The organism is Streptomyces sp. NPDC005141, assembly GCF_053599975.1.
Genome location: NZ_JBSFYW010000030.1, coordinates 21,969 through 46,187, shown reverse-complemented (window position 1 = coordinate 46,187; position 24,219 = coordinate 21,969). Strand labels below are relative to the sequence as shown.

21 protein-coding genes, 1 pseudogene and 1 riboswitch are annotated in these 24,219 nt (G+C 69.7%); of the genes and pseudogenes, 17 read left to right on the top strand and 5 right to left on the bottom strand.

Going from position 1 to position 24,219, the window contains the following annotated elements:
• Positions 1 to 214 precede the first annotated feature (214 nt).
• The 4 genes from ctaC to ACWD68_RS23235 all read left to right on the top strand — a co-directional run bounded on the left by ctaC (position 215) and on the right by ACWD68_RS23235 (position 4,740).
• A complete protein-coding gene (ctaC, locus tag ACWD68_RS23250; protein ID WP_451808354.1) occupies positions 215 to 1,213 on the top strand; it encodes an aa3-type cytochrome oxidase subunit II in 999 nt (332 codons plus the stop codon).
• Entirely contained in the window at positions 1,210 to 2,943 is a 1,734-nt protein-coding gene (gene ctaD, locus ACWD68_RS23245) for an aa3-type cytochrome oxidase subunit I (protein WP_451808353.1), read from the top strand. Before ctaC ends, ctaD begins: the two co-directional genes overlap by 4 nt.
• Positions 2,940 to 3,338 (top strand): cytochrome c oxidase subunit 4, encoded by a 399-nt coding sequence (locus tag ACWD68_RS23240; protein WP_451808352.1) that lies wholly within the window; start codon positions 2,940 to 2,942, stop codon positions 3,336 to 3,338. Before ctaD ends, ACWD68_RS23240 begins: the two co-directional genes overlap by 4 nt.
• Positions 3,339 to 3,468: 130 nt before the next feature.
• A complete protein-coding gene (locus ACWD68_RS23235; RefSeq protein ID WP_451808351.1) occupies positions 3,469 to 4,740 on the top strand; it encodes an Ig-like domain-containing protein in 1,272 nt (423 codons plus the stop codon).
• Positions 4,741 to 4,768: 28 nt separating this feature from the next.
• On the opposite strand, the gene ACWD68_RS23230 is transcribed toward ACWD68_RS23235, so the two are convergent.
• The gene (locus tag ACWD68_RS23230) at positions 4,769 to 5,170 is read right to left on the bottom strand and encodes a hypothetical protein (protein ID WP_451808350.1); all 402 of its coding nucleotides are present in this window, start codon (positions 5,168 to 5,170) and stop codon (positions 4,769 to 4,771) included.
• Positions 5,171 to 5,372: 202 nt separating this feature from the next.
• On the opposite strand from ACWD68_RS23230, the gene ctaE reads away from it, so the two are divergent.
• From ctaE to ACWD68_RS23200, 6 genes are all read left to right on the top strand, one after another.
• Positions 5,373 to 5,993, top strand: coding sequence for an aa3-type cytochrome oxidase subunit III (gene ctaE, locus ACWD68_RS23225; RefSeq protein ID WP_328453310.1), 621 nt, complete (start codon positions 5,373 to 5,375; stop codon positions 5,991 to 5,993).
• A 62-nt stretch (positions 5,994 to 6,055) separates the two neighbouring features.
• A complete protein-coding gene (gene qcrC, locus ACWD68_RS23220) occupies positions 6,056 to 6,865 on the top strand; it encodes a cytochrome bc1 complex diheme cytochrome c subunit (RefSeq protein ID WP_451808349.1) in 810 nt (269 codons plus the stop codon).
• The gene (qcrA, locus tag ACWD68_RS23215; RefSeq protein WP_451808348.1) at positions 6,862 to 7,929 is read left to right on the top strand and encodes a cytochrome bc1 complex Rieske iron-sulfur subunit; all 1,068 of its coding nucleotides are present in this window, start codon (positions 6,862 to 6,864) and stop codon (positions 7,927 to 7,929) included. Before qcrC ends, qcrA begins: the two co-directional genes overlap by 4 nt.
• Complete coding sequence (gene qcrB / locus ACWD68_RS23210) at positions 7,926 to 9,566, top strand: cytochrome bc1 complex cytochrome b subunit (protein WP_451808347.1); 1,641 nt, start codon at positions 7,926 to 7,928, stop codon at positions 9,564 to 9,566. The genes qcrA and qcrB overlap by 4 nt, the downstream gene beginning before the upstream one ends.
• 136 nt (positions 9,567 to 9,702) lie before the next feature.
• Complete coding sequence (gene trpD / locus ACWD68_RS23205) at positions 9,703 to 10,767, top strand: anthranilate phosphoribosyltransferase (RefSeq protein WP_451808346.1); 1,065 nt, start codon at positions 9,703 to 9,705, stop codon at positions 10,765 to 10,767.
• 87 nt (positions 10,768 to 10,854) lie between these two features.
• A riboswitch (SAM riboswitch) is annotated at positions 10,855 to 10,971 on the top strand.
• A 189-nt stretch (positions 10,972 to 11,160) separates the two neighbouring features.
• Positions 11,161 to 12,534 carry an aminotransferase class V-fold PLP-dependent enzyme gene (locus ACWD68_RS23200; protein ID WP_451808345.1) on the top strand — a complete coding sequence of 458 codons (1,374 nt, stop codon included), beginning with the start codon at positions 11,161 to 11,163 and terminating at the stop codon, positions 12,532 to 12,534.
• 36 nt (positions 12,535 to 12,570) lie between these two features.
• Here ACWD68_RS23200 and ACWD68_RS23195 read toward each other — a convergent pair whose 3' ends face one another.
• Both ACWD68_RS23195 and ACWD68_RS23190 read right to left on the bottom strand, forming a co-directional pair.
• Complete coding sequence (locus ACWD68_RS23195) at positions 12,571 to 12,852, bottom strand: Lrp/AsnC family transcriptional regulator (protein WP_266757857.1); 282 nt, start codon at positions 12,850 to 12,852, stop codon at positions 12,571 to 12,573.
• Positions 12,849 to 13,650: pseudogene (locus ACWD68_RS23190) on the bottom strand (rhomboid family intramembrane serine protease). The gene ACWD68_RS23195 and the pseudogene ACWD68_RS23190 overlap by 4 nt, the downstream one beginning before the upstream one ends.
• A 155-nt stretch (positions 13,651 to 13,805) precedes the next feature.
• Between ACWD68_RS23190 and ACWD68_RS23185 the strand changes: the two are divergent.
• The 5 genes from ACWD68_RS23185 to ACWD68_RS23165 all read left to right on the top strand — a co-directional run bounded on the left by ACWD68_RS23185 (position 13,806) and on the right by ACWD68_RS23165 (position 19,483).
• A complete protein-coding gene (locus ACWD68_RS23185) occupies positions 13,806 to 14,045 on the top strand; it encodes a hypothetical protein (protein ID WP_261706939.1) in 240 nt (79 codons plus the stop codon).
• 35 nt (positions 14,046 to 14,080) lie between these two features.
• Positions 14,081 to 15,430 carry an NYN domain-containing protein gene (locus tag ACWD68_RS23180; protein ID WP_451808344.1) on the top strand — a complete coding sequence of 450 codons (1,350 nt, stop codon included), beginning with the start codon at positions 14,081 to 14,083 and terminating at the stop codon, positions 15,428 to 15,430.
• Between the two features lie 454 nt (positions 15,431 to 15,884).
• Complete coding sequence (locus ACWD68_RS23175; protein ID WP_451808343.1) at positions 15,885 to 16,919, top strand: NlpC/P60 family protein; 1,035 nt, start codon at positions 15,885 to 15,887, stop codon at positions 16,917 to 16,919.
• Positions 16,920 to 17,159: 240 nt separating this feature from the next.
• A complete protein-coding gene (locus ACWD68_RS23170; protein ID WP_451808342.1) occupies positions 17,160 to 18,182 on the top strand; it encodes an NlpC/P60 family protein in 1,023 nt (340 codons plus the stop codon).
• Between the two features lie 65 nt (positions 18,183 to 18,247).
• On the top strand, positions 18,248 to 19,483 hold the full coding sequence (locus ACWD68_RS23165) for a hypothetical protein (protein WP_451808341.1): 1,236 nt from the start codon (positions 18,248 to 18,250) through the stop codon (positions 19,481 to 19,483).
• On the opposite strand, the gene ACWD68_RS23160 is transcribed toward ACWD68_RS23165, so the two are convergent.
• Positions 19,464 to 20,021 (bottom strand): PadR family transcriptional regulator, encoded by a 558-nt coding sequence (locus ACWD68_RS23160; RefSeq protein WP_451808395.1) that lies wholly within the window; start codon positions 20,019 to 20,021, stop codon positions 19,464 to 19,466. The two genes, ACWD68_RS23165 and ACWD68_RS23160, sit on opposite strands and share 20 nt — an antisense overlap.
• A gap of 320 nt (positions 20,022 to 20,341) precedes the next feature.
• On the opposite strand from ACWD68_RS23160, the gene ACWD68_RS23155 reads away from it, so the two are divergent.
• The gene (locus tag ACWD68_RS23155) at positions 20,342 to 21,661 is read left to right on the top strand and encodes an MATE family efflux transporter (protein WP_451808340.1); all 1,320 of its coding nucleotides are present in this window, start codon (positions 20,342 to 20,344) and stop codon (positions 21,659 to 21,661) included.
• Here ACWD68_RS23155 and ACWD68_RS23150 read toward each other — a convergent pair.
• Positions 21,622 to 22,863 (bottom strand): glycosyltransferase 87 family protein, encoded by a 1,242-nt coding sequence (locus tag ACWD68_RS23150; protein WP_451808339.1) that lies wholly within the window; start codon positions 22,861 to 22,863, stop codon positions 21,622 to 21,624. The genes ACWD68_RS23155 and ACWD68_RS23150 overlap by 40 nt on opposite strands.
• A gap of 146 nt (positions 22,864 to 23,009) precedes the next feature.
• Here ACWD68_RS23150 and ACWD68_RS23145 point away from each other — a divergent pair, with 146 nt between their 5' ends.
• Positions 23,010 to 24,152 carry a glycosyltransferase family 4 protein gene (locus ACWD68_RS23145; protein WP_451808338.1) on the top strand — a complete coding sequence of 381 codons (1,143 nt, stop codon included), beginning with the start codon at positions 23,010 to 23,012 and terminating at the stop codon, positions 24,150 to 24,152.
• Positions 24,153 to 24,219 lie beyond the last annotated feature (67 nt).

Here is a 24,219-nt window from a genome sequence, read left to right as displayed (position 1 = left end):
CATTCCAGGAGTCTCGGGAGTGCCTTCCAGGCGAAACAGCACTCCTTCGGGGAGTCGGGCGGCGCGTTGGGCACCCTCCCCGCGCGACCCCAGATAGCGTCCAGTAGGGTTTGGTCCGCATAAACATCCAAACCCCTGCCCGACGCAGGGCGGCGACCGACCAGCGAGAAGGCCGCAGCCAACAGCGCGGGCGAGACTCTCGGGAAGGCGCTACGTGAGTCCCAACGGCTCCGACCTCCCCCACGCCCTGGGGGGCGCGGGCGGTACCCCCACGACGCGGCACCCGATGCGGCGGAAGCTGCTGCAGGCAATGACTGCGGGCCTGGTCCTTGCGACAGCCACTGGTTGCTCGTACAACTGGGAAGACTTCCCCCGCCTTGGTATGCCCACCCCGGTCACGGAGGAGGCTCCGCGGATCCTCTCCCTCTGGCAGGGCTCGTGGGCGGCCGCGCTCGCCACGGGCGTGCTGGTCTGGGGCCTGATCCTGTGGAGCGTCGTCTTCCACCGGCGCAGCCGGACCAAGGTCGAAGTTCCTCCGCAGACCCGGTACAACATGCCCATCGAGGCGCTGTACACGGTGGTCCCGCTCATCATCGTCTCGGTGCTGTTCTACTTCACCGCCCGTGACGAGACGAAGCTCCTCAGCCTCAAGCCGAAGCCCGACGTCACGGTCAACGTGGTCGGCTTCCAGTGGAGCTGGGGCTTCAACTACGTCGAGGACGTCCCCGGTTCCTCCGGGAACGCCAAGACGGACCCGAACCTGGCCGCCATTCCGGACCGGTTCAAGGAGGACTTCCCGGCGAACGCCGGCGGTGTCTACGACGTCGGTACCCCCGGCACGAAGAACCCGCAGACGGGCAACCCCGGTCCGACCCTCTGGCTTCCCAAGGGCAAGACGGTCCGCTTCGTCCTCACTTCGCGTGACGTCATCCACTCCTTCTGGGTGGTGCCGTTCCTGATGAAGCAGGACGTCATCCCGGGCCACACCAACTCCTTCCAGGTGACCCCCAACCGTGAGGGCACCTTCCTGGGCAAGTGCGCCGAGCTGTGCGGCGTGGACCACTCCCGGATGCTCTTCAACGTGAAGGTCGTCTCCCCCGAGCGCTACGAGGCCCACCTCAAGGAGCTCGCGGCGAAGGGACAGACCGGTTACGTCCCGGCCGGCATTGAGCAGACGGGCCACGAGAAGAACCGGGAGACGAACAACCTGTGAGCATCCTCAATGAACCCCAGGGTGCCGCCGCCGAAGACTCGTACGAGAACGAGCTGCCGGTACGGCGCAAGCAGCCCGGCAGCGTAGTGATCAAGTGGCTCACCACCACGGACCACAAGACGATCGGCACGCTGTATCTGGTGACGTCGTTCGCGTTCTTCTGCATCGGTGGCGTCATGGCGCTGCTCATGCGCGCCGAGCTGGCGCGTCCCGGACTGCAGATCATGTCGAGCGAGCAGTTCAACCAGGCGTTCACGATGCACGGCACGATCATGCTGCTGATGTTCGCGACGCCGCTGTTCGCCGGTTTCACGAACTGGATCATGCCGCTGCAGATCGGCGCGCCCGACGTGGCGTTCCCGCGGCTGAACATGTTCGCCTACTGGCTGTACCTCTTCGGTTCCACGATCGCCGTGGGCGGCTTCCTCACCCCGCAGGGTGCGGCCGACTTCGGCTGGTTCGCCTACAGCCCGCTGTCGGACGCGGTCCGCTCGCCGGGCATCGGCGCCGACATGTGGATCATGGGTCTGGCCTTCTCCGGCTTCGGAACCATCCTCGGCGCGGTCAACTTCATCACCACGATCATCTGCATGCGCGCTCCGGGCATGACGATGTTCCGCATGCCGATCTTCGTCTGGAACGTGCTGCTCACCGCGGTCCTGGTGCTGCTGGCCTTCCCCGTCCTCGCGGCGGCGCTGTTCGCGCTGGAGGCGGACCGTAAATTCGGTGCGCATGTGTTCGACCCAGCCAACGGCGGGGCCTTGCTCTGGCAACACCTCTTCTGGTTCTTCGGCCATCCAGAGGTGTACATCATCGCGCTGCCGTTCTTCGGAATCATTTCCGAGGTCATCCCGGTGTTCTCGCGCAAGCCGATGTTCGGCTACATGGGCCTGATCGGCGCGACCATCGCGATCGCCGGTCTGTCCGTGACCGTGTGGGCGCACCACATGTACGTCACCGGTGGCGTACTGCTCCCGTTCTTCTCCTTCATGACGTTCCTCATCGCCGTACCGACCGGCGTGAAGTTCTTCAACTGGATCGGAACGATGTGGAAGGGCTCGTTGTCCTTCGAGACACCGATGCTCTGGGCCGTCGGCTTCCTCATCACCTTCACCTTCGGTGGTCTGACCGGCGTCATCCTGGCCTCGCCGCCGATGGACTTCCACGTGTCCGACTCCTACTTCGTGGTGGCGCACTTCCACTACGTGGTCTTCGGCACCGTGGTGTTCGCGATGTTCTCCGGCTTCCACTTCTGGTGGCCGAAGATGACGGGCAAGATGCTCGACGAGCGTCTGGGCAAGATCACCTTCTGGACGCTGTTCGTGGGCTTCCACGGCACGTTCCTGGTGCAGCACTGGCTGGGTGCCGAGGGCATGCCGCGTCGTTACGCGGACTACCTCGCGGCCGACGGCTTCACCGCGCTGAACACGATCTCGACGATCAGTTCGTTCCTGCTCGGCCTGTCGATCCTGCCGTTCCTCTACAACGTGTGGAAGACGGCCAAGTACGGCAAGAAGGTCGAGGTCGACGACCCGTGGGGTTACGGCCGTTCGCTGGAGTGGGCGACCTCGTGCCCGCCGCCGCGGCACAACTTCCTCACCTTGCCGCGGATCCGCAGTGAATCCCCGGCGTTCGACCTGCACCACCCGGAGATCGCCGCTCTCGACCAGCTCGAGAACGCCGGTCACGGTTCGGCGTCCCTCGCTGGTGGCAAGGAGGCCGGCAAGTGAAGGTCCAAGGCAAGATGTTCATCTGGCTGGCCGTGTTCATCCTCATCATGGGGATCGTCTACGGCGTGTGGTCCAAGGAGCCGGCCGGTACCACGGCCCTCTTCATGGGCTTCGGCCTCAGCATCATGATCGGCTACTACCTGGCCTTCACGGCCCGGCGTGTCGACCAGCTGGCGCAGGACAACAAGGAGGCCGACGTCGCGGACGAGGCCGGCGAAGTGGGCTTCTTCAGCCCGCACAGCTGGCAGCCGCTCTCGCTCGGCGTCGGTGGCGCCCTCGCCTTCCTGGGCGTCGTCTTCGGCTGGTGGCTGCTCTACTTCTCGGCCCCGCTCATCATGCTCGGCCTGTGGGGCTGGGTCTTCGAGTACTACCACGGCGAGAACCGCACCCAGTAGCACGCGCTGAACGCCCGGGAGCCCGGACACTCCGTCAGGAGAGTCCGGGCTCCCTCGTTTGCCACGACTTTTGTCCCTCACTCGGCTCACTCGGCGCGCCGTGCTTGACGAGCGTTCATAGCGTGAGCTCATGAACCACTCACCGCGAATCCGCACGATCGTCAGCTGCACCGCGCTGGTGGTCGCCCTCGGCGCGGGCACCACCGCCTGCGGCTCCGACGGCCACCCGCTCTCGGCGAAGCCGTACGATGCGGCGGATGAGATCTCGTTCAAGGGTCCCGCCGGAGACAGCGATAAGTCCGGCAAGGTCGACCCCGACAAGCCCCTGGAAATCACCTCCGAGAGTGACGACGGGCGCATCACCGACGTGACCGCCACGGACGCCTCAGGACGCTATGTCGCGGGCGAACTCGCCGCCGACGGCAGCCGCTGGCACAGCACGTCGCCCCTGGCCGCCGGCGCCCACTACACGGTGCGCGTGAGCACCGAGGACGAGGACGGCGCCCCCGGTCGCAAGGTCTTCGGCTTCGACACGAGTACGCCGAAGACCAAGAAGCTGCTGAACGTCGAATTCGGCCCCAAGGCGGGCAAGTACGGCGTCGGTCAGCCCATCACGGCCGAACTCAGCGTCCCGGTCAAGGACAAGGCGGCCCGCACGGTCGTCGAGCGCGCCCTCAGGGTCGACTCCACCCCCGCGGTGGACGGCACGTGGCACTGGGTGGACGACAAGACGCTGCACTACCGCCCCAAGGAGTACTGGCCCACTCACGCCACCATCACGGCGCACAGCAACCTCGCCGGTGTCAGGATCGGCGAGCGTCTGTGGGGCGGCAACGCCAAGACTGTGAAGCTCACCACGGGCGACCGCCTGATCGCGCTGACCGACGCCGCCACGCACTCCATGAAGGTGTACCGCAACGACGAGGTGATCAAGGAGATTCCCGTCACCACGGGCAAGCCCGGCTTCGACACCCGCAACGGCGTCAAGGTCGTGCTGGGCAAGGAGTACTTCGTACGGATGCGCGGGACCAGCATCGGTATCGCGGAGGGCAGTTCGGACTCCTACGACCTGCCCGTCTACTACGCGACGAGGGTCACCTGGAGCGGCGAGTACGTGCACGCCGCACCCTGGTCGACCGGTTCCCAGGGGTACGCCAACGTCAGCCACGGCTGCACCGGCATGAGCACCGGCAACGCCGAGTGGTTCTTCGACACCTTCAACGAGGGCGACATCGTCAAGGTCGTCAACTCCGGCGGCAAGACGATGGACCCGTTCGGCAACGGCTTCGGCGACTGGAACCTCGGCTGGAAGAACTGGCGTGCGGGCAGCGCACTGGTGGCCGGGTCCCCGGACGCTCCGAGTCCGGCCCAGCGCGCGAGGCTGCGCCCCGAGAGTGTGTGAGACCGCGCCCCTCGCGGGGCGCGGGTCCTCAGGCGCTCAGAAGGTTCCTGCGACGCAGCAGGGAGGCCAGCGAGGCGGCGAACTCCACCGGGTCGACGGGCAGGGTCACCGCGGCGTCCGCGCGGCTCCAGGTGGCCAGCCAGGCGTCCTGCGGGCGGGCGATGAGCACCAGCGCGGGCGGGCAGTTGAAGATCTCGTCCTTGATCTGCCGGCACACCCCCATGCCGCCCAGGGGCACCGCCTCGCCGTCCAGCACGCAGACGTCGATGCCGCCCTTGTCCAGCTCCTTGATGACGGCCGCCGGCGTCGCGCACTCGATGAATTCGACGACGGGAACGTCCGGGGCGGGCCTGCGCCCGGTGGCGAGCCGCACCTGTGCGCGGGTGTTGGAGTCGTCGCTGTAGACCAGCACCGTGGCGGTCGGCTGCATTCTTCCTCCGAGACGTCAGCGTCGTACGGACATCAAGCGCTCGGGCTGATCCATCCCTGCCCGATGCGCGGATGCTACTCCCTTGAACACCTCGTCAGCACCGGTTCGGACACGGCTTCGATGGGCCATACGGGCTGGACACACCCCACCAACACCCCGAACGGCACCCCCCGGGGTGAGGGCGGGATAAGCGACCGACATAATGTCGGTCGTGGCGACAGCAACGACAGTAGAAACCGGGCACGCGCACCCGTCGGTCAATCGGCCGAACCTCACCAGCGTCGGAACCATCATCTGGCTGAGTTCCGAGCTGATGTTCTTCGCGGCCCTCTTCGCGATGTACTTCACCCTGCGATCGGTGACCGGGCCGGATCACTGGAAGGAAATGGCGTCCAGCCTGAACCTTCCGTTCTCGGCGACGAACACCACGATCCTGGTGCTCTCCTCCCTGACCTGTCAGCTCGGCGTGTTCGCGGCCGAGCGCGGGGACGTGAAGAAGCTCCGGATGTGGTTCATCGTCACCTTCATCATGGGTGCGATCTTCATCGGCGGTCAGGTCTTCGAGTACACCGAACTGGTCAAGAAGGACGGGCTCTCGCTCTCCTCCGACCCGTACGGCTCGGTGTTCTACCTGACCACCGGCTTCCACGGACTGCATGTGACGGGCGGCCTCATCGCCTTCCTGCTGGTCCTCGGTCGCACCTACGCGGCTCGGAGGTTCACTCACGAGCAGGCAACCGCCGCCATCGTCGTGTCCTACTACTGGCACTTCGTCGATGTCGTCTGGATCGGCCTTTTCGCCACGATCTACCTGATCAAGTAATCGGGCCCACGCCCGAACATCCAGAAGCACCGACGCAGAAGATCCTGACACCGGGGTAATCCGTGAAAAAGCTCTCCGCACGACGACGCCATCCGCTGGCGGCGGTCGTCGTCCTACTCCTCGCGCTGGCGGCCACCGGGGGGCTGTACGCCGCGTTCGCACCCGCGGGCAAGGCGCAGGCCGATGAAACCGCCCAGTCCCTCGGCATCACCGAGGGCAAGAAGCTGTACGCCGTGGGCTGCGCAAGCTGCCACGGAACCGGCGGTCAGGGCACCACCGACGGGCCGAGCCTGGTGGGTGTCGGCGCCGCGGCGGTCGACTTCCAGGTCGGCACCGGCCGTATGCCGGCCCAGCAGCCGGGCGCGCAGATCCCGAAGAAGAAGGTCATCTACTCGCAGGCCGAGATCGACCAGCTCGCGGCCTACATCGCCTCGCTCGGCGCGGGTCCCACGATCCCGACGAAGAGCCAGGTCAGCCCCGAGGGTGCGGACATCGCCGAGGGTGGCGAGCTCTTCCGCACCAACTGCGCCCAGTGCCACAACTTCACCGGCAAGGGCGGCGCGCTGACGCACGGCAAGTACGCGCCGAGCCTGGAGGGTGTCGACCCGAAGCACATCTACGAGGCCATGCAGACGGGCCCGCAGAACATGCCGTCCTTCCCCGACACCACGCTGTCGGAGAAGAACAAGCAGGACATCATCGCGTACCTCGACGCGGTCAACGGTGACGACACCGAGAGCCCCGGCGGTCTTGAGCTGGGCGGCCTCGGGCCGGTCAGCGAGGGCCTGTTCGGCTGGGTCTTCGGTCTCGGAACCCTGGTCGCCGTCGCCGTCTGGGTCGCCGCTCGGACCGCAAAGGCCAAGAAGTCATGAGTAGCCAAGACATTCCAGAAGAGAACGTGCCCGCTGAGCGGGCCACCGACGAGCACGGTCATGGCCCGGTAGCCGTCGCGGACGAGCAGAACCCGTTCGCGGACCCGGGGCTTCCGCCCCATGAGCACCGCATCCAGGACATCGACGAGCGGGCCGCCAGGCGGTCCGAGCGTTTGGTCGCCATGCTGTTCACGCTGTCGATGCTGGCCACCGTCGCCTTCATCGCCGCGTACGTGGCGATCCCGAACGACAGGTCGATCTTCGTCTTCCCGCTCGGGCACATCAACGCGCTGAACTTCGCGCTGGGCATGACGCTCGGTGTGGCGCTGTTCGCGATCGGCGCGGGTGCGGTCCACTGGGCCCGCACGCTGATGTCCGACGTGGAGATCGCCGACGAGCGTCACGCGATCGAGGCGGAGCCCGAGGTCAAGGCCAAGGTCCTGGCCGACTTCAAGCAGGGTGCCAAGGAGTCCGCGCTCGGCCGCCGCAAGCTGATCCGCAACACGATGTTCGGCGCGCTGGCCCTGTTCCCGCTCTCCGGCGTCATGCTGCTGCGCGACCTCGGTCCGCTGCCGGGCACGAAGCTGCGCCACACGCTGTGGTCCAAGGGCAAGCTCCTCGTCAACATGAACACGAACGAGCCGCTCCGTCCCTCGGACGTGGCCGTCGGTTCGCTCACCTTCGCCAAGCCCGAGGGCCTGGAGGAGCACGACGAGGACTTCCAGAAGGAGATCGCCAAGTCGGCCCTGATGATCATCCGGCTCCAGCCGGAGAACATCAAGGACAAGCAGGAACTCGAGTGGTCCTACGACGGCATCGTGGCCTACTCGAAGATCTGCACCCACGTCGGCTGCCCGATCTCCCTGTACGAGCAGCAGACGCACCACGCCCTGTGCCCGTGCCACCAGTCCACCTTCGACCTCTCCGACGGTGCCCGAGTCATCTTCGGCCCGGCCGGTCACGCCCTGCCGCAACTGCGCATCGGTGTGAACGACGAGGGCTACCTCGAGGCGCTCAGCGACTTCGAAGAGCCCGTCGGTCCTGCATTCTGGGAGCGCGGATGAGCACTACCCCCACCTCCGACTCGCGCTCCTCGCGCGAGAAGGCGCCCGCCGGTGAGCGGGTGGCCGACTGGGCCGACGGCCGTCTGGGGATCTACTCCCTGGCCAAGTCCAACATGCGCAAGATCTTCCCCGACCACTGGTCGTTCATGCTGGGTGAGATCTGCCTGTACAGCTTCATCATCATCATCCTCACGGGTGTGTACCTGACGCTGTTCTTCCACCCGTCGATGAACGAGGTGGAGTACCACGGCAGCTACGTCCCGCTGCAGGGCCAGCTGATGTCCGAGGCGTTCAACTCGACCATGCACATCTCCTTCGATGTGCGCGGTGGTCTGCTGATCCGGCAGATCCACCACTGGGCGGCGCTGATCTTCCTCGCCGGCATGTTCGTGCACATGATGCGCGTGTTCTTCACGGGTGCGTTCCGCAAGCCGCGTGAGGTCAACTGGGTCTTCGGATTCCTGCTGTTCGTCCTCGGCATGTTCACCGGCTTCACCGGTTACTCGCTCCCGGACGACCTGCTCTCCGGCACCGGCGTCCGCTTCATGGAGGGCGCGGTCCTGTCCGTGCCGATCGTGGGCACGTATCTGTCGTTCTTCCTGTTCGGCGGCGAGTTCCCGGGCGGCGACTTCGTTGCCCGCTTCTACTCGGTGCACGTGCTGCTGCTGCCGGGCATCATGCTCGGCCTGGTGGTGGGCCACCTGATCCTGGTCTTCTACCACAAGCACACGCAGTTCGCGGGCCCCGGCAAGACGAACAACAACGTCGTCGGCATGCCGCTGCTGCCGGTCTACATGGCCAAGGCCGGAGGCTTCTTCTTCCTGGTCTTCGGTGTCATCGCGGCCATCGCGGCGATCGCGTCCATCAACCCGATCTGGTCGATGGGTCCGTACCGTCCGGACATGGTGTCCACGGGCGCCCAGCCCGACTGGTACATGGGCTTCTCCGAGGGCCTGATCCGTGTCATGCCGGGCTGGGAGATCAACCTCTGGGGTCACACGCTCGTCCTGGGTGTGTTCATCCCGCTGGTGATCTTCCCGCTGGTCCTGGTCGCGATCGCGGTCTACCCGTTCATCGAGTCCTGGGTCACCGGCGACAAGCGCGAGCACCACATCCTGGACCGCCCGCGCAACGTCCCGACCCGGACCGCGTTCGGTGCCGCCTGGATCAGCTGGTACTTCGTCCTGCTCGTCGGCGGCGGCAACGACATCTGGGCCACGCACTTCCACCTGTCGATCAACTCGATCACCTGGTTCGTCCGGATCGCGTTCTTCGTCGTGCCGGTGCTCACGTTCATCGCCACCAAGCGGATCTGCCTCGGCCTTCAGCGCCGGGACCGGGACAAGGTGCTGCACGGCCGCGAGTCGGGCATCATCAAGCGCCTGCCGCACGGTGAGTTCATCGAGGTCCACGAGCCGCTCAGCCAGGACGCGCTGCACACGCTCACCGCGCACGAGCAGTACAAGCCGGCCGAGATCGGCCCGGCGGTCGACGAGAACGGTGTCGAGCGCAAGGTCTCGGGCACGCAGAAGCTGCGCGCCAAGATGAGCGAGGGCTTCTACGGGGAGGATAACCAGATCCCCAAGCCCACCGTCGAGGAGTACAAGGAGATCACGAGCGGCCACGGCCACCACTGATCCCCACAGTTCGCCACGGAAAGAGCCCCGTCCATGCAATGGACGGGGCTCTTTGCCGTCTCCCGGGCTGGATAGGGTGGACTCACCCCGCGCAAGGGGTGAGTCCCTCGCGTCACCTACGAACCCAGGAGCGACCATGAGCGCTGTGAACCCCGCTGGAGGCGACACCGCGGCGGTCCGTTCCTGGCCCCAGGTACTGAACGGCCTGCTCGAAGGCCGCGACCAGAGCGCGGACGACACGGCCTGGGCGATGGACCGCATCATGCGCGGCGAGGCGACCGACGCGCAGATCGCCGGGTTCGTGGTGGCCCTGCGGGCCAAGGGCGAGACCGTCCAGGAGATCTCCGGGCTCGTCCGGGCGATGTACGAGCACGCCAATGTGATCGAGGTCCCCGGGCGCACCGTCGACATCGTCGGTACGGGCGGCGACGGCGCGAAGACCGTCAACATCTCCACGATGTCCTCGATCGTGGTGGCCGGCACCGGCGCCAAGGTCGTCAAGCACGGCAACCGGGCCGCGTCCTCCGCGTCCGGCTCGTCGGACGTCCTGGAGAAGCTCGGCGTCAATCTCCAACTGCCGGTGAAGCGGGTCGCCGAGGTGGCCGAAGAGGCCGGGATCACCTTCTGCTTCGCGGTGAAGTTCCACCCGGCGCTGCGTCATGCGGCGGCGGCACGCGGCCAGTTGGGCATCCGGACGACCTTCAACGTGCTCGGCCCGCTGACCAACCCGGCGCGGGTGAAGGCCCAGGCGGTCGGAGTCGCCGACCCCCGCATGGCGCCGATCGTGGCGGGTGTGTTCGCCGAGCGCGGCAACTCCTCGCTGGTCTTCCGCGGCGACGACGGCCTCGACGAACTGACCACCACCGCGGGCTCCCACGTCTGGGTGGTCCGCGACGGCAAGGTCACCGAGGAGCGCTTCGACCCGCGCGACGTCGGTCTCGGCATCGTCCCGGTGGAGGCCCTGCGAGGCGCCGACGCCTCGTACAACGCCGAGGTCGCCCGGCGCCTGCTGGACGGCGAGACCGGGCCCGTACGGGACGCGGTCCTGCTGAACTCGGCGGCGGCCCTGGTGGCCCTGTCACCGACCGGCGCTCCGCTCGCCGACCAGCTCCGCGCCGGAATGGAGAAGGCGGCAGAGGCGATCGACTCCGGGGCCGCGAAGCGCACCCTGGACCGGTGGGTGGCCGCCAGCAACGCCTGATTCCCGGGCGAGGCGACGCGGGGGGCGCAGTCCACGATCCGGACTGCGCCTTGCGCGTCGAAGATCTTCTGGCAAGATGCTGTATCAGGTCATGAGTGACAGCCATGTGGCCCCGGCCGGCTGTCCGGCAACCCTCCGTCCGTGGCGGGGTGCCCCGGGTGAAGACCAGGTCGTAGGCAGCGAGGTCTACGGCAAGCGCGGACCCCTCGCACTCTTTCGAGTGGATGCAACCAGGGGTCCTGGTCGTTCGAGGGAGCCTTCTGTGAGCAAGCGAATGCGATAGGGCGTCGAGCCCCGCCTCCGCACACCCTTTTCACCTTTCCCTGCGCTGAGCCCTGCCTCCGGGCGGCCGGCTCGCGCAGCGATCCCGCCTGCCTCTCACAGGAGCTCGCCATGTCTGTCTCCACCGCTGCCGCCGATCAGTCCGTCTGCCACGACACTTCGGGGGCCCTGCCCGTTCTGGGCCGGGATGTCACCGTCCCGCTCGTCACCGGCGGCGAGGTCACCTACGCCGCCCTCGACTACGCCGCCAGCGCGCCCGCCCTCCAGCGGGTGTGGGACGACGTGGCCGCGTACGCGCCGTACTACGGCAGCGTCCACCGGGGCGCCGGCTACCTCTCGCAGCTGTCCACCGACCTCTTCGAGAACGCCCGCAGGACCGTCGAGGAGTTCCTCGACTGCCGCGCCGGAGACCAGGTGGTCTTCACCCGCTCCACCACCGACTCGCTCAACCTGCTCGCCGCCGCGCTCCCGGCCGACTGCCAGGTCTTCGTCTTCGAGACCGAGCACCACGCCTCGCTGCTGCCCTGGCGCGACGCCCGGGTGACCTACCTGAACGCCCCGCGCACCCCCGGCGAGGCCGTCGCCACGCTGGAGCGCGCCCTCGCCGGCCGTGACCCCCACGGACCGGCCCTGGTCTGTGTCACCGGCGCCTCGAACGTCACCGGGGAGCTGTGGCCGGTGCGTGAGCTGGCCGCCGTCGCGCACGCCCACGGCGCCCGGATCGTCCTCGACGCCGCGCAGCTCGCCCCGCACCACCCGGTGTCGGTCCAGGACCTCGACGTCGACTGGGTCGCCTTCTCCGGGCACAAGCTGTACGCGCCCTTCGGCTCCGGTGTCCTCGCGGGCCGTTCCGACTGGCTGCGCGAGGCCGAGCCGTACCTCGCGGGCGGCGGCGCCAGCCGCAAGGTCTCCCGGCGCGCGGACGGCGGCGTGGACGTGGAGTGGCACCACAGCGCCGCGCGGCACGAGGCGGGCTCGCCGAACGTCATCGGCGCCTACTCGATCGCGTCGGCCTGCAAGGCGCTCACCGAGGAGGGTTTCGACAACCTCGTCGCCCGCGAGCAGCACCTGATCCGCACCGTCCGCGCGGGTCTCGCGGAGGTCCCGGAGGTCCGGGTCCTCTCCCTCTTCGGCGACGACGCCCCGCGGGTCGGCGTCATCTCCTTCGTCGTCGAGGGCTGGAACAGCTCGCACTTCGCTGCCGCGCTCTCCGCCGAGTACGGCATCGGCGTCCGCGACGGCCTCTTCTGCGCCCACCCGCTGGTCCGCACGCTGCTCGGCAGCGACCCGGAGACCCAGGGGGAGTGCGGCGCCCCCGAGGCGGCCCCCGGCGAGAAGTCCCTCAACGCCATCCGCGTCAGCTTCGGCGCCGGTACCCCCGACGAGCACGTGGAGCGTTTCGTCCGCGCGGTGCGTGAGCTGGTCCGGGACGGTGCGCGGTGGCAGTACCGCACCGAGGACGGCCGCTGCGTCCCGGCCGTCTGACGCCCGTGCCCCCGCCCGGAGGCGGTGTCCCGTCGGTCAGGAGTCGAGGCCGATCGCGAACGCCGCCTCCAGGTCGTGCTCCGAGTACGTACGGAACGCCACGTGGGTGTCCGTCGCCTCGACGCCCGGGATCTTGCTGATCTTGCCGGGGATGACGTCCGCCAGGTCGTCGTGGGCCTTGACCCGGACCATCGCGATCAGGTCGTAGGTGCCGGTGACGGAGAAGACCTCGCTGACGCTCTCCAGCGACGCGATCGACTCGGCGATCTCGGGGATCCGGTCCACGCTGGTCTTGATGAGGACGATCGCGGTGATCACGGCTGGTTCTCTCCCTCGGGGGCCACTGCTGGGGATCTCACCCTACTCGCGGTCCACCTGGCCCGGCTGCTGCGCCTGGGGTCCCGGCAGCGCCTCCGCGGAGGGGGCTGCGGTCGTACGGCGCCCGAAGCGCGCCCACGCGTAGACGAAACCCAGAGAGAAGCCCACGAGGTGGGCCAGATAGGCGACCCCGGGACCCGACTCGCTGCGGCCCGCCGCCAGCCACTGCAGGGCGAACCAGAACGGCAGCACCACCCAGGCCGGGAACCGCAGCGGCAGGAAGAACAGGAACGGGAAGAGACTGGTCACCCGGGCCTTGGGGAACAGGTACAGAAACGCGCCGAGCACCGCGGAGATTGCCCCGGAGGCCCCGACCAGGGACTGCTGCGAGCCGGCGTTGGCGGCGGCGTAGCCGAGCAGGGCCAGATATCCGCAGCCCAGGTAGAAGAGGGCGAACTCCACATGGCCCATGCGTTCCTCGGTCATCACCCCGAAGACATAGAAGAAGAGCATGTTGCCCAGGAGGTGGAGCCAGCTGCCGTGGATGAACAGGGCCGTGGCCGGGGTGAGCGCCTCGCGCGGGGCCCCGCCGAAGAGGTCGGACGGCACCACGCCCCAGCGGCGGAAGTACGCCCGCTGGGCGACCAGCAGTTCGTCCCCGGTGCCGTACGCGGGATCGAGTCCCGAGGCGGGACCGATCACGAAGATCAGACAGCACAGGACGATCAGCCCGTACGTCACCGGCGCGGACTGGCCCCGCACCGCCCTGCCGACCGCCGTAGTCCAATTGCCGATCATGGTACAGAGCATGACGCAACGGGACCATCCGACGCAGACCGCCTCGCCGCCGTGGACACCAGAGCGTCGAGTACCCGCCAGGCCGTAGGGTTACGAGCCACATGCACCGGGATACCGGCGCCGGACGGACACTAGAAGGAAAGAGCGACTGCCCTATGACGGTTCCCCTGCCCGACGCCAAGACGCGCTGGCGCTGCGCCCTCTGCGGCAACCTCACGCGTTTCGACGTGACCCGCTCCTCGAAGGTCGTCGAGTATGTGCACCTCGACCTCGCCGGTGAGCCGAAGGTCGAGGAGCGCGAGGTGGTCAGTGAGACCATCGAGTCGGTGCGGTGCCGCTGGTGCAACGCGGTGGATCAGGTCGAACTCGTGGACAGGCCGGGCGCCGGCTCCTGAGGGAGCGGGCCCCGCACGGATATTGGGGTGACGGGATGGTGGAGACCACAGGCGGGGAGCCGGACGACGGCACCGCTGAGGTGCTCGACCGTCCGCTGCCCGACGGCGTGCGCCGACGCGTCGTACAGATCGTCTCGGACGGCTTCGGCGGACTGACCGTGGCCGAACTGCCCGCCCAGCTGAGGCAGTACGCCCGGTTCGCGCCGAACCGGCGGGCCAAGTTCGCCGGCAACGCCATGGCCGCGGCGCTGGAGACGGACCCGCTGTTCAGACAGCGCATCTCCGAGAAGCTGAGAGAGGCCCAGCCCGAGATCGTCGGGGCCCTCGAATCGGGCGCGCCGCCCCCGGCCGCGGATCCGCTGGACGTGGCGGCCGCGGCCTATGTGCTGCGCCCCGCGGGCTGGGTGAAGCTGGTCACCGCCGCGGGCGAGGAGGCCCTGCGGGCGGACGCCGAGCGCGCCGACGAGGAGAACCGCGCCGAGCTGGAGCGGCTCCGCGAGGAGCTCGCGGAGGCCCGCGGGCAGACAAGGGCCGAGACCGAACGGCTGCGCGCGGAAGTGGAGTCGGCCAGGAAAGAAGCGGAATCGCTTCACCGCAAGCTGCGCGGGGCCCTCAGCGACGTCAAGCGCGGCGAGGCGGCCCTGCGCAAGCTCCAGGCCGAGACGGACGCGGCGAAGGCGGAGGGGCAGGCCCAGGTGTCCGCCGCCGAGAGCGAGACCCGGCGGCTCAAGGCGCGCCTCTCGGAGGCCGAGGCCGCTCTGGAGGCCACGCGCAAGGCGGCGCGCGAGGGGCGCAGTGTCGAGGACATGCGCGTGCGGCTGCTGCTGGACACCGTGCTGGACGCGGCCCAGGGTCTGCGCCGGGAACTGGCGCTGCCCCCCGTCTCCGTCCGGCCCGCCGAGACCGTGGACGCGGTCGAACCGGGACGCATGACGCCGAAGGACATCGCCGCCCGCGCGCTGTCCGAGAACGACCCCGCGATCCTGGACCAGTTGCTCGCGCTGCCGCAGGCGCATCTGGTCGTCGACGGCTACAACGTCACCAAGACCGGCTATCCCCAGATGCCGCTGGAGAAGCAGCGGCTGAGGCTGCTCGGGCAGCTCTCGCAGCTGGCCGCGCAGACCGGCGCGGAGGTCACCTGTGTCTTCGACGGGGCCGAGCTGGCCGCGCCGGTGCTGCTCGCGCCGCCGCGCGGGGTCCGGGTGCTGTTCTCCAAGCCCGGTGTCACGGCGGACGAGCTGATCCGTCAGCTGGTGCGGGCCGAGCCGCCCGGGCGTCCGGTCATCGTCGTCTCGACCGACCGTGAGGTGGCCGACGGCATCGCCAAGGCGGGCGCCCGGCCGGTGGCGTCCGTGGTGCTTCTCAAGCGCTTCTCACGCGGCTGAGCGACCCCTTTCGCCTTCTTTCTCCCTTGCGGCTCCTTTTGCTCGTTTCGTGTCGTGCGATTTCTCCTGTTCGCCCCCTTCCGTACTTGTTCCCGTGCGCTTCCGGGAGCGTCATCTCCCGCTCCCCGCCTCGGGTTTCGTGGGGACGGCGATCCGCGGCCTAAGTCGCATGAGCCACCTACGTCCCATGCGTAACCTCTGGGCTTGATGCCCGAATTGACAGGACCTTCACGCGACGTAGTGTCAAGCGCACATCACTGCAGGTGAGTTGAGTGCAAAGAATCCGCTCCTGACAAAGAATTTTCAGGTTTGGATTTGAACTGATCACAAGTAGGTCACTAGGGTCATGCCTCGAACCTCCAACTAGGGTGATCACTCATGGGGAGTGACGGTGGAGGGGCACCGCCCGTCGGCGTCTTCGGCAGGCGGCTGGAGGAAGAAGGAGCTCGCCTTCGTGGCGTCCCACCGTCGACCCAAGCAGCCGAGCCGCACCCGTGTGACCGTGCTCACCACAGCCGCCGCTGCAGCCGTTGCCCTCAGTGCCAACGTCGCCAATGCCGCGCCGTCCGAGAAGCCCAACAAGGACGAGGTCAAGACCAAGGTCGACAAGCTCTACGAAGAGGCCGAGCAGGCCACGGAGAAGCTCAACGGCGCCAAGGAGAAGCAGGAGAAGCTGCAGAAGCAGATCAGCTCCCTGCAGGACAACGTCGCCCGCGGCCAGGAAGAGCTCAACGAGCTGCGTGACGGCCTCGGTTCGATGGCCAGCGCCCAGTACCGCACCGGCGGCATCGACCCCTCCGTGGCGCTCTTCCTCTCCTCCGACCCGGACGACTACCTGGACAAGGCGTCCGCCATGGACCAGCTGAGCGCTCAGCAGGTCGAGTCGCTCAAGAAGGTCCAGGAGAAGCAGCGTTCGCTCGCCCAGCAGCGTTCCGAGGCCTCCGAGAAGCTCAAGGACCTCGCCGACACGCGGACCGAGCTCGCCAAGAAGAAGAAGGAAGTCCAGGGCAAGCTGGGCGCCGCGCAGAAGCTCCTGAACTCGCTGACGGCACAGGAGAGGGCCGCACTCGCGGCCAAGGAGAAGGAGCGGGCGACCCGCGCCAGCGAGCGCGTCGACCTCGGCGGCGCCAAGGCCGCGTCCGGCCGCGCCGGCGCCGCGTTCTCCGCCGCGCAGACCCGGATCGGATCGCCGTACGTCTACGGCGCCACCGGCCCCAGCTCCTTCGACTGCTCCGGCCTCACCTCCTGGGCCTACGCCCAGGCCGGTGTCTCCATACCGCGCACCTCGCAGGCCCAGGCCAACGCGGGCACCCGCATCTACTCGCAGAGCGATCTGCAGGTCGGTGACCTGGTCATCTTCTACGGCGACCAGCACCACGTCGGCCTCTACGCGGGCAACGGCCAGGTGCTGCACGCCCCGCGCACCGGCACGGTCGTCCGCTACGAGGCGATCGGCAACATGCCCTTCCAGTTCGGCGTCCGGGTCTGATCCCGCGGGCGGTCCGGAGTCGACCTCCGCCGCCCGCCAGGACCCCTTGCCGTTCCGCCCAAACGGGCGAATTGCGACAACTCGAGCTGACCCCACGCCCCGTCGGTGACCTGCGTCTCCGGCGGGGCGTCACTGTGTGTGCCCGCGGGAGTCTTTGGCCGGTGCGTAGTCGCACGGCTACTGTCTGGCGCGTTTCCCCCAACAGCGGGGGACCGTCAGCGGAAGGGGGAGCGGCTACCCGTGGGGTCCCATCGCCGCCTTGCACCGACCGGCTTCGACCGGGGCGCCGGCGCCTTCGGCATCGCCGCCTGCGTGATGTCCGCGGCGGCCGCCGCACTCGGCACCCTGCCCGCCTCCGCGGCACCGCAGGACGACACCCGGAGCGAGGTGGACCGCCTCTACACCCAGGCCGAGAAGGCCACCGAGGCGTTCAACAAGGCCGACGAGCGTGCCGACACGCTGCGCGAACAGGTCGGCACGGCACAGGACGAGATCGCCCGGCAGCAGGAGCGCATCAACACCATGCGGGGCTCGCTCGGTTCGCTCGCCGGGGCGCAGTACCGCTCCGGCGGCCTCGACCCCTCGCTCGCGCTGCTCTTCTCCGACGACCCGGACGACTACCTCGACCAGGCCGCCGCCCTCGACCGGATCACCGCCCACCAGGCCGGTGAACTCAAGGACCTCCAGCTCGCCCTGCGCGACCTCGCCCAGAAGCGCGAGGAGGCCGACGGGAAACTCGCCGAGCTGGAGCGCAGCAGCAAGGCGGTCGCCCGGAACAAGCGGGTCGTCGAGGGCAAACTGGCCAAGGCGCGGCAGCTGCTCAACTCGCTGCCGTACGCGGACCGCGCCGCCTTCGACCGGGCCTCACGCTCGGCGCGCGCCGGCATGCTCGACCTCGGGGACGCCGTCCCGTCCTCGGTGCGCGCGGCCGCCGCCGTCGCCGCGGCCCGTTCGGCGCTCGGCCGTCCCTACGTGTGGGGCGCCAACGGGCCGGGCGGCTTCGACTGTTCGGGTCTCATGCAGTGGTCGTACGCGCGGGCCGGGATCGGTCTGCCGCGCACCTCGCAGGCCCAGCGGTACGCCGGACACCAGGTGCCGCTCTCCCAGGCGCAGCCCGGTGACCTGGTCACCTACCGGTCCGACGCCAGCCATGTAGGGATGTACGTGGGCAACGGCCAGGTGATCCACGCGCCCTACCCGGGCGCCCCGGTGCGCTACGACCCCGTCGGGATGATGCCGGTCTCGTCCGTCACCCGGCCCTGACGGGGCGCCGTGGCGGCACCGGCGCGGAACCGGCGGGCGGACGCGGGCACCGTACGATCGGGAAGGTGGCTGGTCGAAGGCGTGCGTCGCGAGCGGGACTCTCCCTGGTGCTGCTGCTCGCCGTGCTCGTCGGCTGCGGCGGCCGGGCGTCGTCGGACACCGCGGCGACCGATGTGCAGCGGGTCCTCGACCGGCGGGCGACCGCGGTCATGGACCGGGACGAGGCGGCGTTCCGGGCCACCGGGGAGGCGACCGGCGCCGGAACCCCCTTCGCGAACCTGCGGGACGTACCGCTGGCGGCCTGGTCCTACCACCTGACGAGTCTGCACCGCTCCGGCGACCGGGCCACGGCCCGGGCCGAGCTGCGCTACCGCGTCGAGGGCTACGACGCCGCACCGGTCGCCGCCGACCGCACCCTGCGTCTGACCCGCGCCGGCGGAGCCTGGCGCGTCGCCTCCGACGAGCCCGCGGGCAAGACCGGTGACCAGCTGTGGGATCAGGGAGCCGTGACGGCCGTACGGGGTGAGCGCGGCCTCGTCCTCGGGGTCGGGCAGTCCGGCGAGCGGCTGCGTTCCTTCGCGGACCTCGCGGACCACGCCGTGCCCGCCGTGTCGGAGGCCTGGGGCACGGACTGGGCGCGGCACGTCGTCGTCCTCGTACCGAAGTCGCTGGAGGGGATGGCGGGGCTGCTCGGGGCTCCGGCCTCCGGATACCGGGGGATCGCGGCGGTGACCACCGGAGAGGTGAGCGAGGCGAAATCGGGGTCCCCCAGGCCGGAAGCCGGGGGAGGTTCCGCGAAGGCCCCCGCGGACCGGATCATCGTCAACCCGGACGCGTACGGCGTCCTCGGCGACCTCGGCAAGCAGGTCGTGCTCACCCACGAGACCACGCACGTCGCCACGCGCGCCCACACCACGGCCGCCACCCCGCTGTGGCTCTCCGAGGGGTACGCGGACTGGGTCGGCTACCGCGGCAGCGGGCGGGCACCCGGGCAGGTCGCGCCGGAGCTGGCGCGCTCCGTGGCCGAGGGGCGTCTTCCGGCCGCGCTGCCCGACGACGGGGACTTCGGGTTCGACGCGGACTCGGGCCGGCTGGCGCAGGTCTACGAGGGCGGCTGGATGGCCTGCCGGCTGATCGCCGACCACTGGGGCGAGGTCCGCCTGAACGACTTCTACCGGGCGGTGGGCGACCACCGGAAGCGGGCCGGGGCGGTCGAGGGGGCGTTGCGGGACGTGCTGCACACGACGCCGGAGAAGTTCACCGAGCTGTGGCGGCAGTACCTCAGGGACCAACTCGGCTGACCCGCCCGGCCGTTCCTTCCTCGAGCCGGTGGATGGCCTCCGCGAGCCATGTCCGCTCCGCCTCGCCCGTCGCCCGCGCGACCCGCAGCATGCCCTGCCGGAACAGATCGCCGGCCTCCTCCGCGCGCAGCGGCCGGCCGTCCCGGTAGAAGAAGCTCGCCGGGGTCTCCAGGAACTCCTGGCGGCGGCGCAGTACCGCGGCCTGCTCGCGGGGGTCGGCAAGATGGCGCAGGAACGCCAGCAGGGTGTTGAAGCGCACGTGGTCGGTGATCTCGGCCTGCTTGGGGTGGCGCAGCCGCTCCAGGAGGTCCTCACGGCCCTTCTCGGTGAGCGACAGGATCCGCCGAGGGGCCGCGCCGCTGCCGGGCTCGGTGTGCTGGTCGAGCAGGCCCGCGGCGACCAGGCGGGTGATCGCCGGGTAGAGGGCTCCGTCGCTGACCGGACGGACATGGCCGCTCAGGGCCTTGATGCGCTCCTTCAACTCGTAGCCGTGCAGGGGCTCCTCGTACAGAAAGCCCAGGATCGACAGCTCCAGCATCCGGTCGGCTCCTAGCTCGTGGGTCATCGGGGTGCGGCGTGTCCGCCGCACTCCGGCTCGTTCTCCCGCTCCCCGCGCACGGGCGTCCCGCTCCCCGCGCACGGGCGTCCCGCTCCCCGCGCACGGGCGTCCCGCACCCTCGTGCTCGCGGGCGTCCCGAGCCCTTGTGCCGGCGGGCGTCCGGCACCGTCGTGCCCTCGAACGTCCGGCACCGCCGTGCTCGCGGACCCCCGCGTCTTCGTGCTTGCGGGCCTCACGTCACCATGGTACCTCTTATCGAGCTACCTCTAAACGATGTAGCTCGTATCGAGGGAGCCTACGTGAACGCTCATCGCAAGCAGCTCATAACGCTCGCCCACCCCGTCTACCTCTCGCTGCTCGCCTCCGTCGCCGCCGGAATCATCAACACCGTCTGGGTCTCCCGGCTGGGCGGTGACGCCGTGGCCGCCGTCGCCGTCGCGACCAATACCGAGAACGTGCTGCTCGGCGTCGCCCTGGTCTTCGCCTCCGGTACCACCGTTCTGGTCTCGCACGCCCGGGGTGCCCGCGACCCGGGCGCGGTCCGGGCGGCCGTACGCGGAGGCTGGGCGCTGTACGCCGTGGTCACGCCGGTGATCGCCCTCGGCGGCTACCTGCTGCGCGAGCCGCCGGCCCGGCTGGTGCTCGGCGGCGACGGACGCGCGGCGGCCCTCGCCGTCCAGTACTTCGCGATCTCCCTGCCCGGCATCGCCGTCTTCTTCGCGCAGAACCTCGTCGACGGCATCCTCAAAGGCACCGGCGACACCCGCACCCCGATGCGCCTCGCCCTGCTGGCCAACGGTTTGATCCTCGGCCTCGACCCGCTCCTCATCCACGCGTACGGCGTCCGGGGCGCCGCCGTCTCGACCGTGCTGTGCCGTTGCGTGGCCCTGGTCGTGGGTCTGCGCGCCCTGCGCCGGAACATGCTCCTGGCCGAGGCGGCCGCCGCCGTGCCCTCCGAAACCACGAGCGCCGCCCTGCGCCGCACCCTGACGACCGGTCTGCCCATGTCCGCCGACTTCACGGTGCGGCAGGGCGGCGCGCTGGTGCTGGTCGCGATCGTGGCCCGGCTGGGGACGACGACCGTGGCGGCGTACGCGATCGCGTACAAGGTCATGTACATCGCCACCATGGCGTTCTACGCGGTCCGGCAGGCCGCCTCGATCCACACCGCGCACACCCGGGGCGCGGGCCGCGACGAACGGGGCGCCATCGGGCGGCAGGCCGTCCTCGTCTCGGGGGCCCTCGGCCTGCTCGCCGCGGGCCTGCTCGCCGCCCTGGCTCCCTGGATCATGCGGGCCTTCGGCGCCGGCCCCGCGGTCGCCCACGACGGTGTGCTCTTCCTGCGCTGCGTCGGTCCCTATCTGCTGCTGATGGCCTGCTTCATCGCGCTCGGCGGGGTGTTCGAAGGCAGCGGGGGAGCGCCGGTGCTCCTCCGGGTGACGCTGGCCGGCACGGCGGTCCAGCTCCCGCTCGCCCACGTCCTGTCCGGACTCGGGCTCCCCGGGATCTGCCTCGCCCTCGTGCTCTCCATGACGGTGCAGTGCGCCGCCCTGTGGCTGTGGACCGGGCGGGCCGGGCGTCAGGAGGACGCCAGGGTCTCCTTGGTGCGGGCCGCCTGAGAGGGGAGGGCCCGTGCGGGCTCGGACACCGTGCCCCGCCACAGCACCCGGGCGGCCAGCACTGCGGCGATCACCAGCAGGCCGTTGCGGACGACGAGGAGGGTGATGCCGAGCGGGGTGCTGCCCACGACGTCCGCGAACCAGACGGGGAACTCCAGCACCGTCACGAAGCACGCGATCAGCACCAGGAAGGCGGGCACCGCCATCCGGCTCGCGCGAAAGCACAGGCAGACCGCGGCGAGCCCGACCAGCCACACCAGGTACTGCGGGCTGATGACCCGGCTGGTGGCCGTGAACATCAGGACGGCGACGAACGCGGCGTCGGCGAGCGTGTGGGTCAGGAACCGTTTGACGCACAGCCGCCACAGCAGCAGCCAGCCGAAGGCGAGCGCGGTCAGCGCCAGGGCCGCCGTACTCACCAGGTCGACGTAGGGGCCGAGGAACTCCACCGAGCCGTAGTTGAGCAGCACGCGCCCGTTCCAGCCGTGGTGCCGGGCCACGTGGAAGACGAGGGAGCCGAGCGACTCCACCTCGGTGCCGCGGTCGCGCTGGGCGGTCAGGAAGCCGAACGCGCCCGGCATCGCCATCCAGAACAGCACCGCGATCGCGCCCGCCGTCGCCGCGGCCCAGACCCAGGCCCGGCGGCGCACCGCGGCGATCAGCAGCAGCACCGGCCACACCTTCACCATCGCGCCGAAGCCCACGAGCGCCCCCATGACCCGGGGATGCCGGGCCCCCGCGAGCAGCGCGGCCACCGCGACGGCCGTCACCATCACGTCGTAGCGGGCGTACACGGTCGGCCCGAGCAGCGGAACCCCGATCATCCACACCCAGGCGCCGCGCAGCGTCTTGCCGGAGCGCGAGCCCGCGTAGAGGAGGAGCCCGAAGACCACCAGGTCGGCGACGAAGGCCAGCACGAAGAAGGCGTGCGGGTAGTCGAGGAACGGCAGCAGGCCGGGGGAGAGGACCGCGAGCGAGGCGGCCGGCGGATACTGCCAGGTCACGTCGTTCAGCGGGAAACTGCCGTGCCGCAGGACCTCGTACCAGCCGTGGTAGATCACCGAGACGTCGCTGGTGACGTCCGGACCGGGGAAGACGTACACCTTGGACACGAAGAGCAGCAGCGCCAGCCTGGTCAGGCCCCAGACTCCCAGCAGTGCGACCAGGCCGAACGGGAACCTCGCACTCCGTGCCCCCGTCATGCCCTGCCCACCTGGCCCTCTTCGTCCGGATCGAGTGCGTCGCCGCCGTGTTTTTCGCGGAGTCATGATGGCGCGCCGGTCTGTGTGCGAGCCGTCAAGTGCGGCCGTGCGGAGCTGTGAGTATAGGTTCGATAGTGTCGAACACGATGCACAAGACCCTGATCGTGACGAACGACTTCCCGCCCCGCCCCGGCGGCATCCAGGCCTTTCTGCACAACATGGCGCTGCGACTGGACCCCGGGCAGATCGTTGTCTACGCGTCGACGTGGAAGCGCGGCCGCGAGGGTGCCGAGGCGACCGCCGCGTTCGACGCCGAGCAGCCCTTCACCGTCGTACGGGACCGTACGACGATGCTGCTGCCGACGCCGGCCGCCACCCGGCGGGCGGTCGGCCTGCTGCGCGAACACGGCTGTACGTCGGTGTGGTTCGGGGCCGCGGCCCCGCTCGGCCTGATGGCGCCGGCACTGCGCAGGGCGGGCGCGCGGCGCATCGTGGCGACCACGCACGGCCACGAGGCCGGCTGGGCGCAGTTGCCCGCGGCCCGCACGCTGCTGCGCCGGATCGGTGAGTCCACCGACACGATCACCTACCTCGGGGAGTACACGCGCTCGCGGATCGCCTCCGCGCTGACCCCCGAGGCGGCCGCGCGCATGGTCCAGCTGCCGCCCGGCGTCGACGAGGGGACCTTCCACCCCGGCTCCGGCGGCGACGAGGTCCGGGCCCGGCTCGGTCTCACCGACCGGCCGGTCGTCGTCTGCGTCTCCCGCCTGGTCCCGCGCAAGGGCCAGGACACCCTGGTGCTCGCGATGCCGCGGATCCTGGCCAAGGAGCCGGAAGCGGTGCTGCTGATCGTCGGCGGCGGGCCGTACGAGAAGGAGCTGCGCAAGCTCGCGCACGACACCGGCGTCGCCGGCTCGGTCCGGTTCACCGGGGCGGTGCCCTGGTCGGAGCTGCCCGCGCACTACGGAGCCGGGGACGTCTTCGCGATGCCGTGCAGGACGCGCAGGGGCGGGCTCGACGTCGAGGGGCTCGGCATCGTGTACCTGGAGGCGTCGGCGACGGGCCTGCCGGTGGTGGCCGGTGACTCGGGCGGCGCGCCCGACGCCGTGCTCGACGGAGAGACCGGCTGGGTCGTGCGCGGCGGCTCCGCGGAGGAAGCGGCCGACCGCATCGTCACCCTGCTCGGCGACTCCGAGCTGCGCCGCCGGATGGGCGTACGGGGCCGCGCCTGGGTCGAGGAGAAATGGCGCTGGGACCTACTGGCGGAACGCCTGCGGGAACTGCTCTAGCGCTTGCGGGCGCGCCGCTGGGGGTGCCCGCTCGCTGCGGCGCGGCGCCTCCCGGTATGCCCACGGG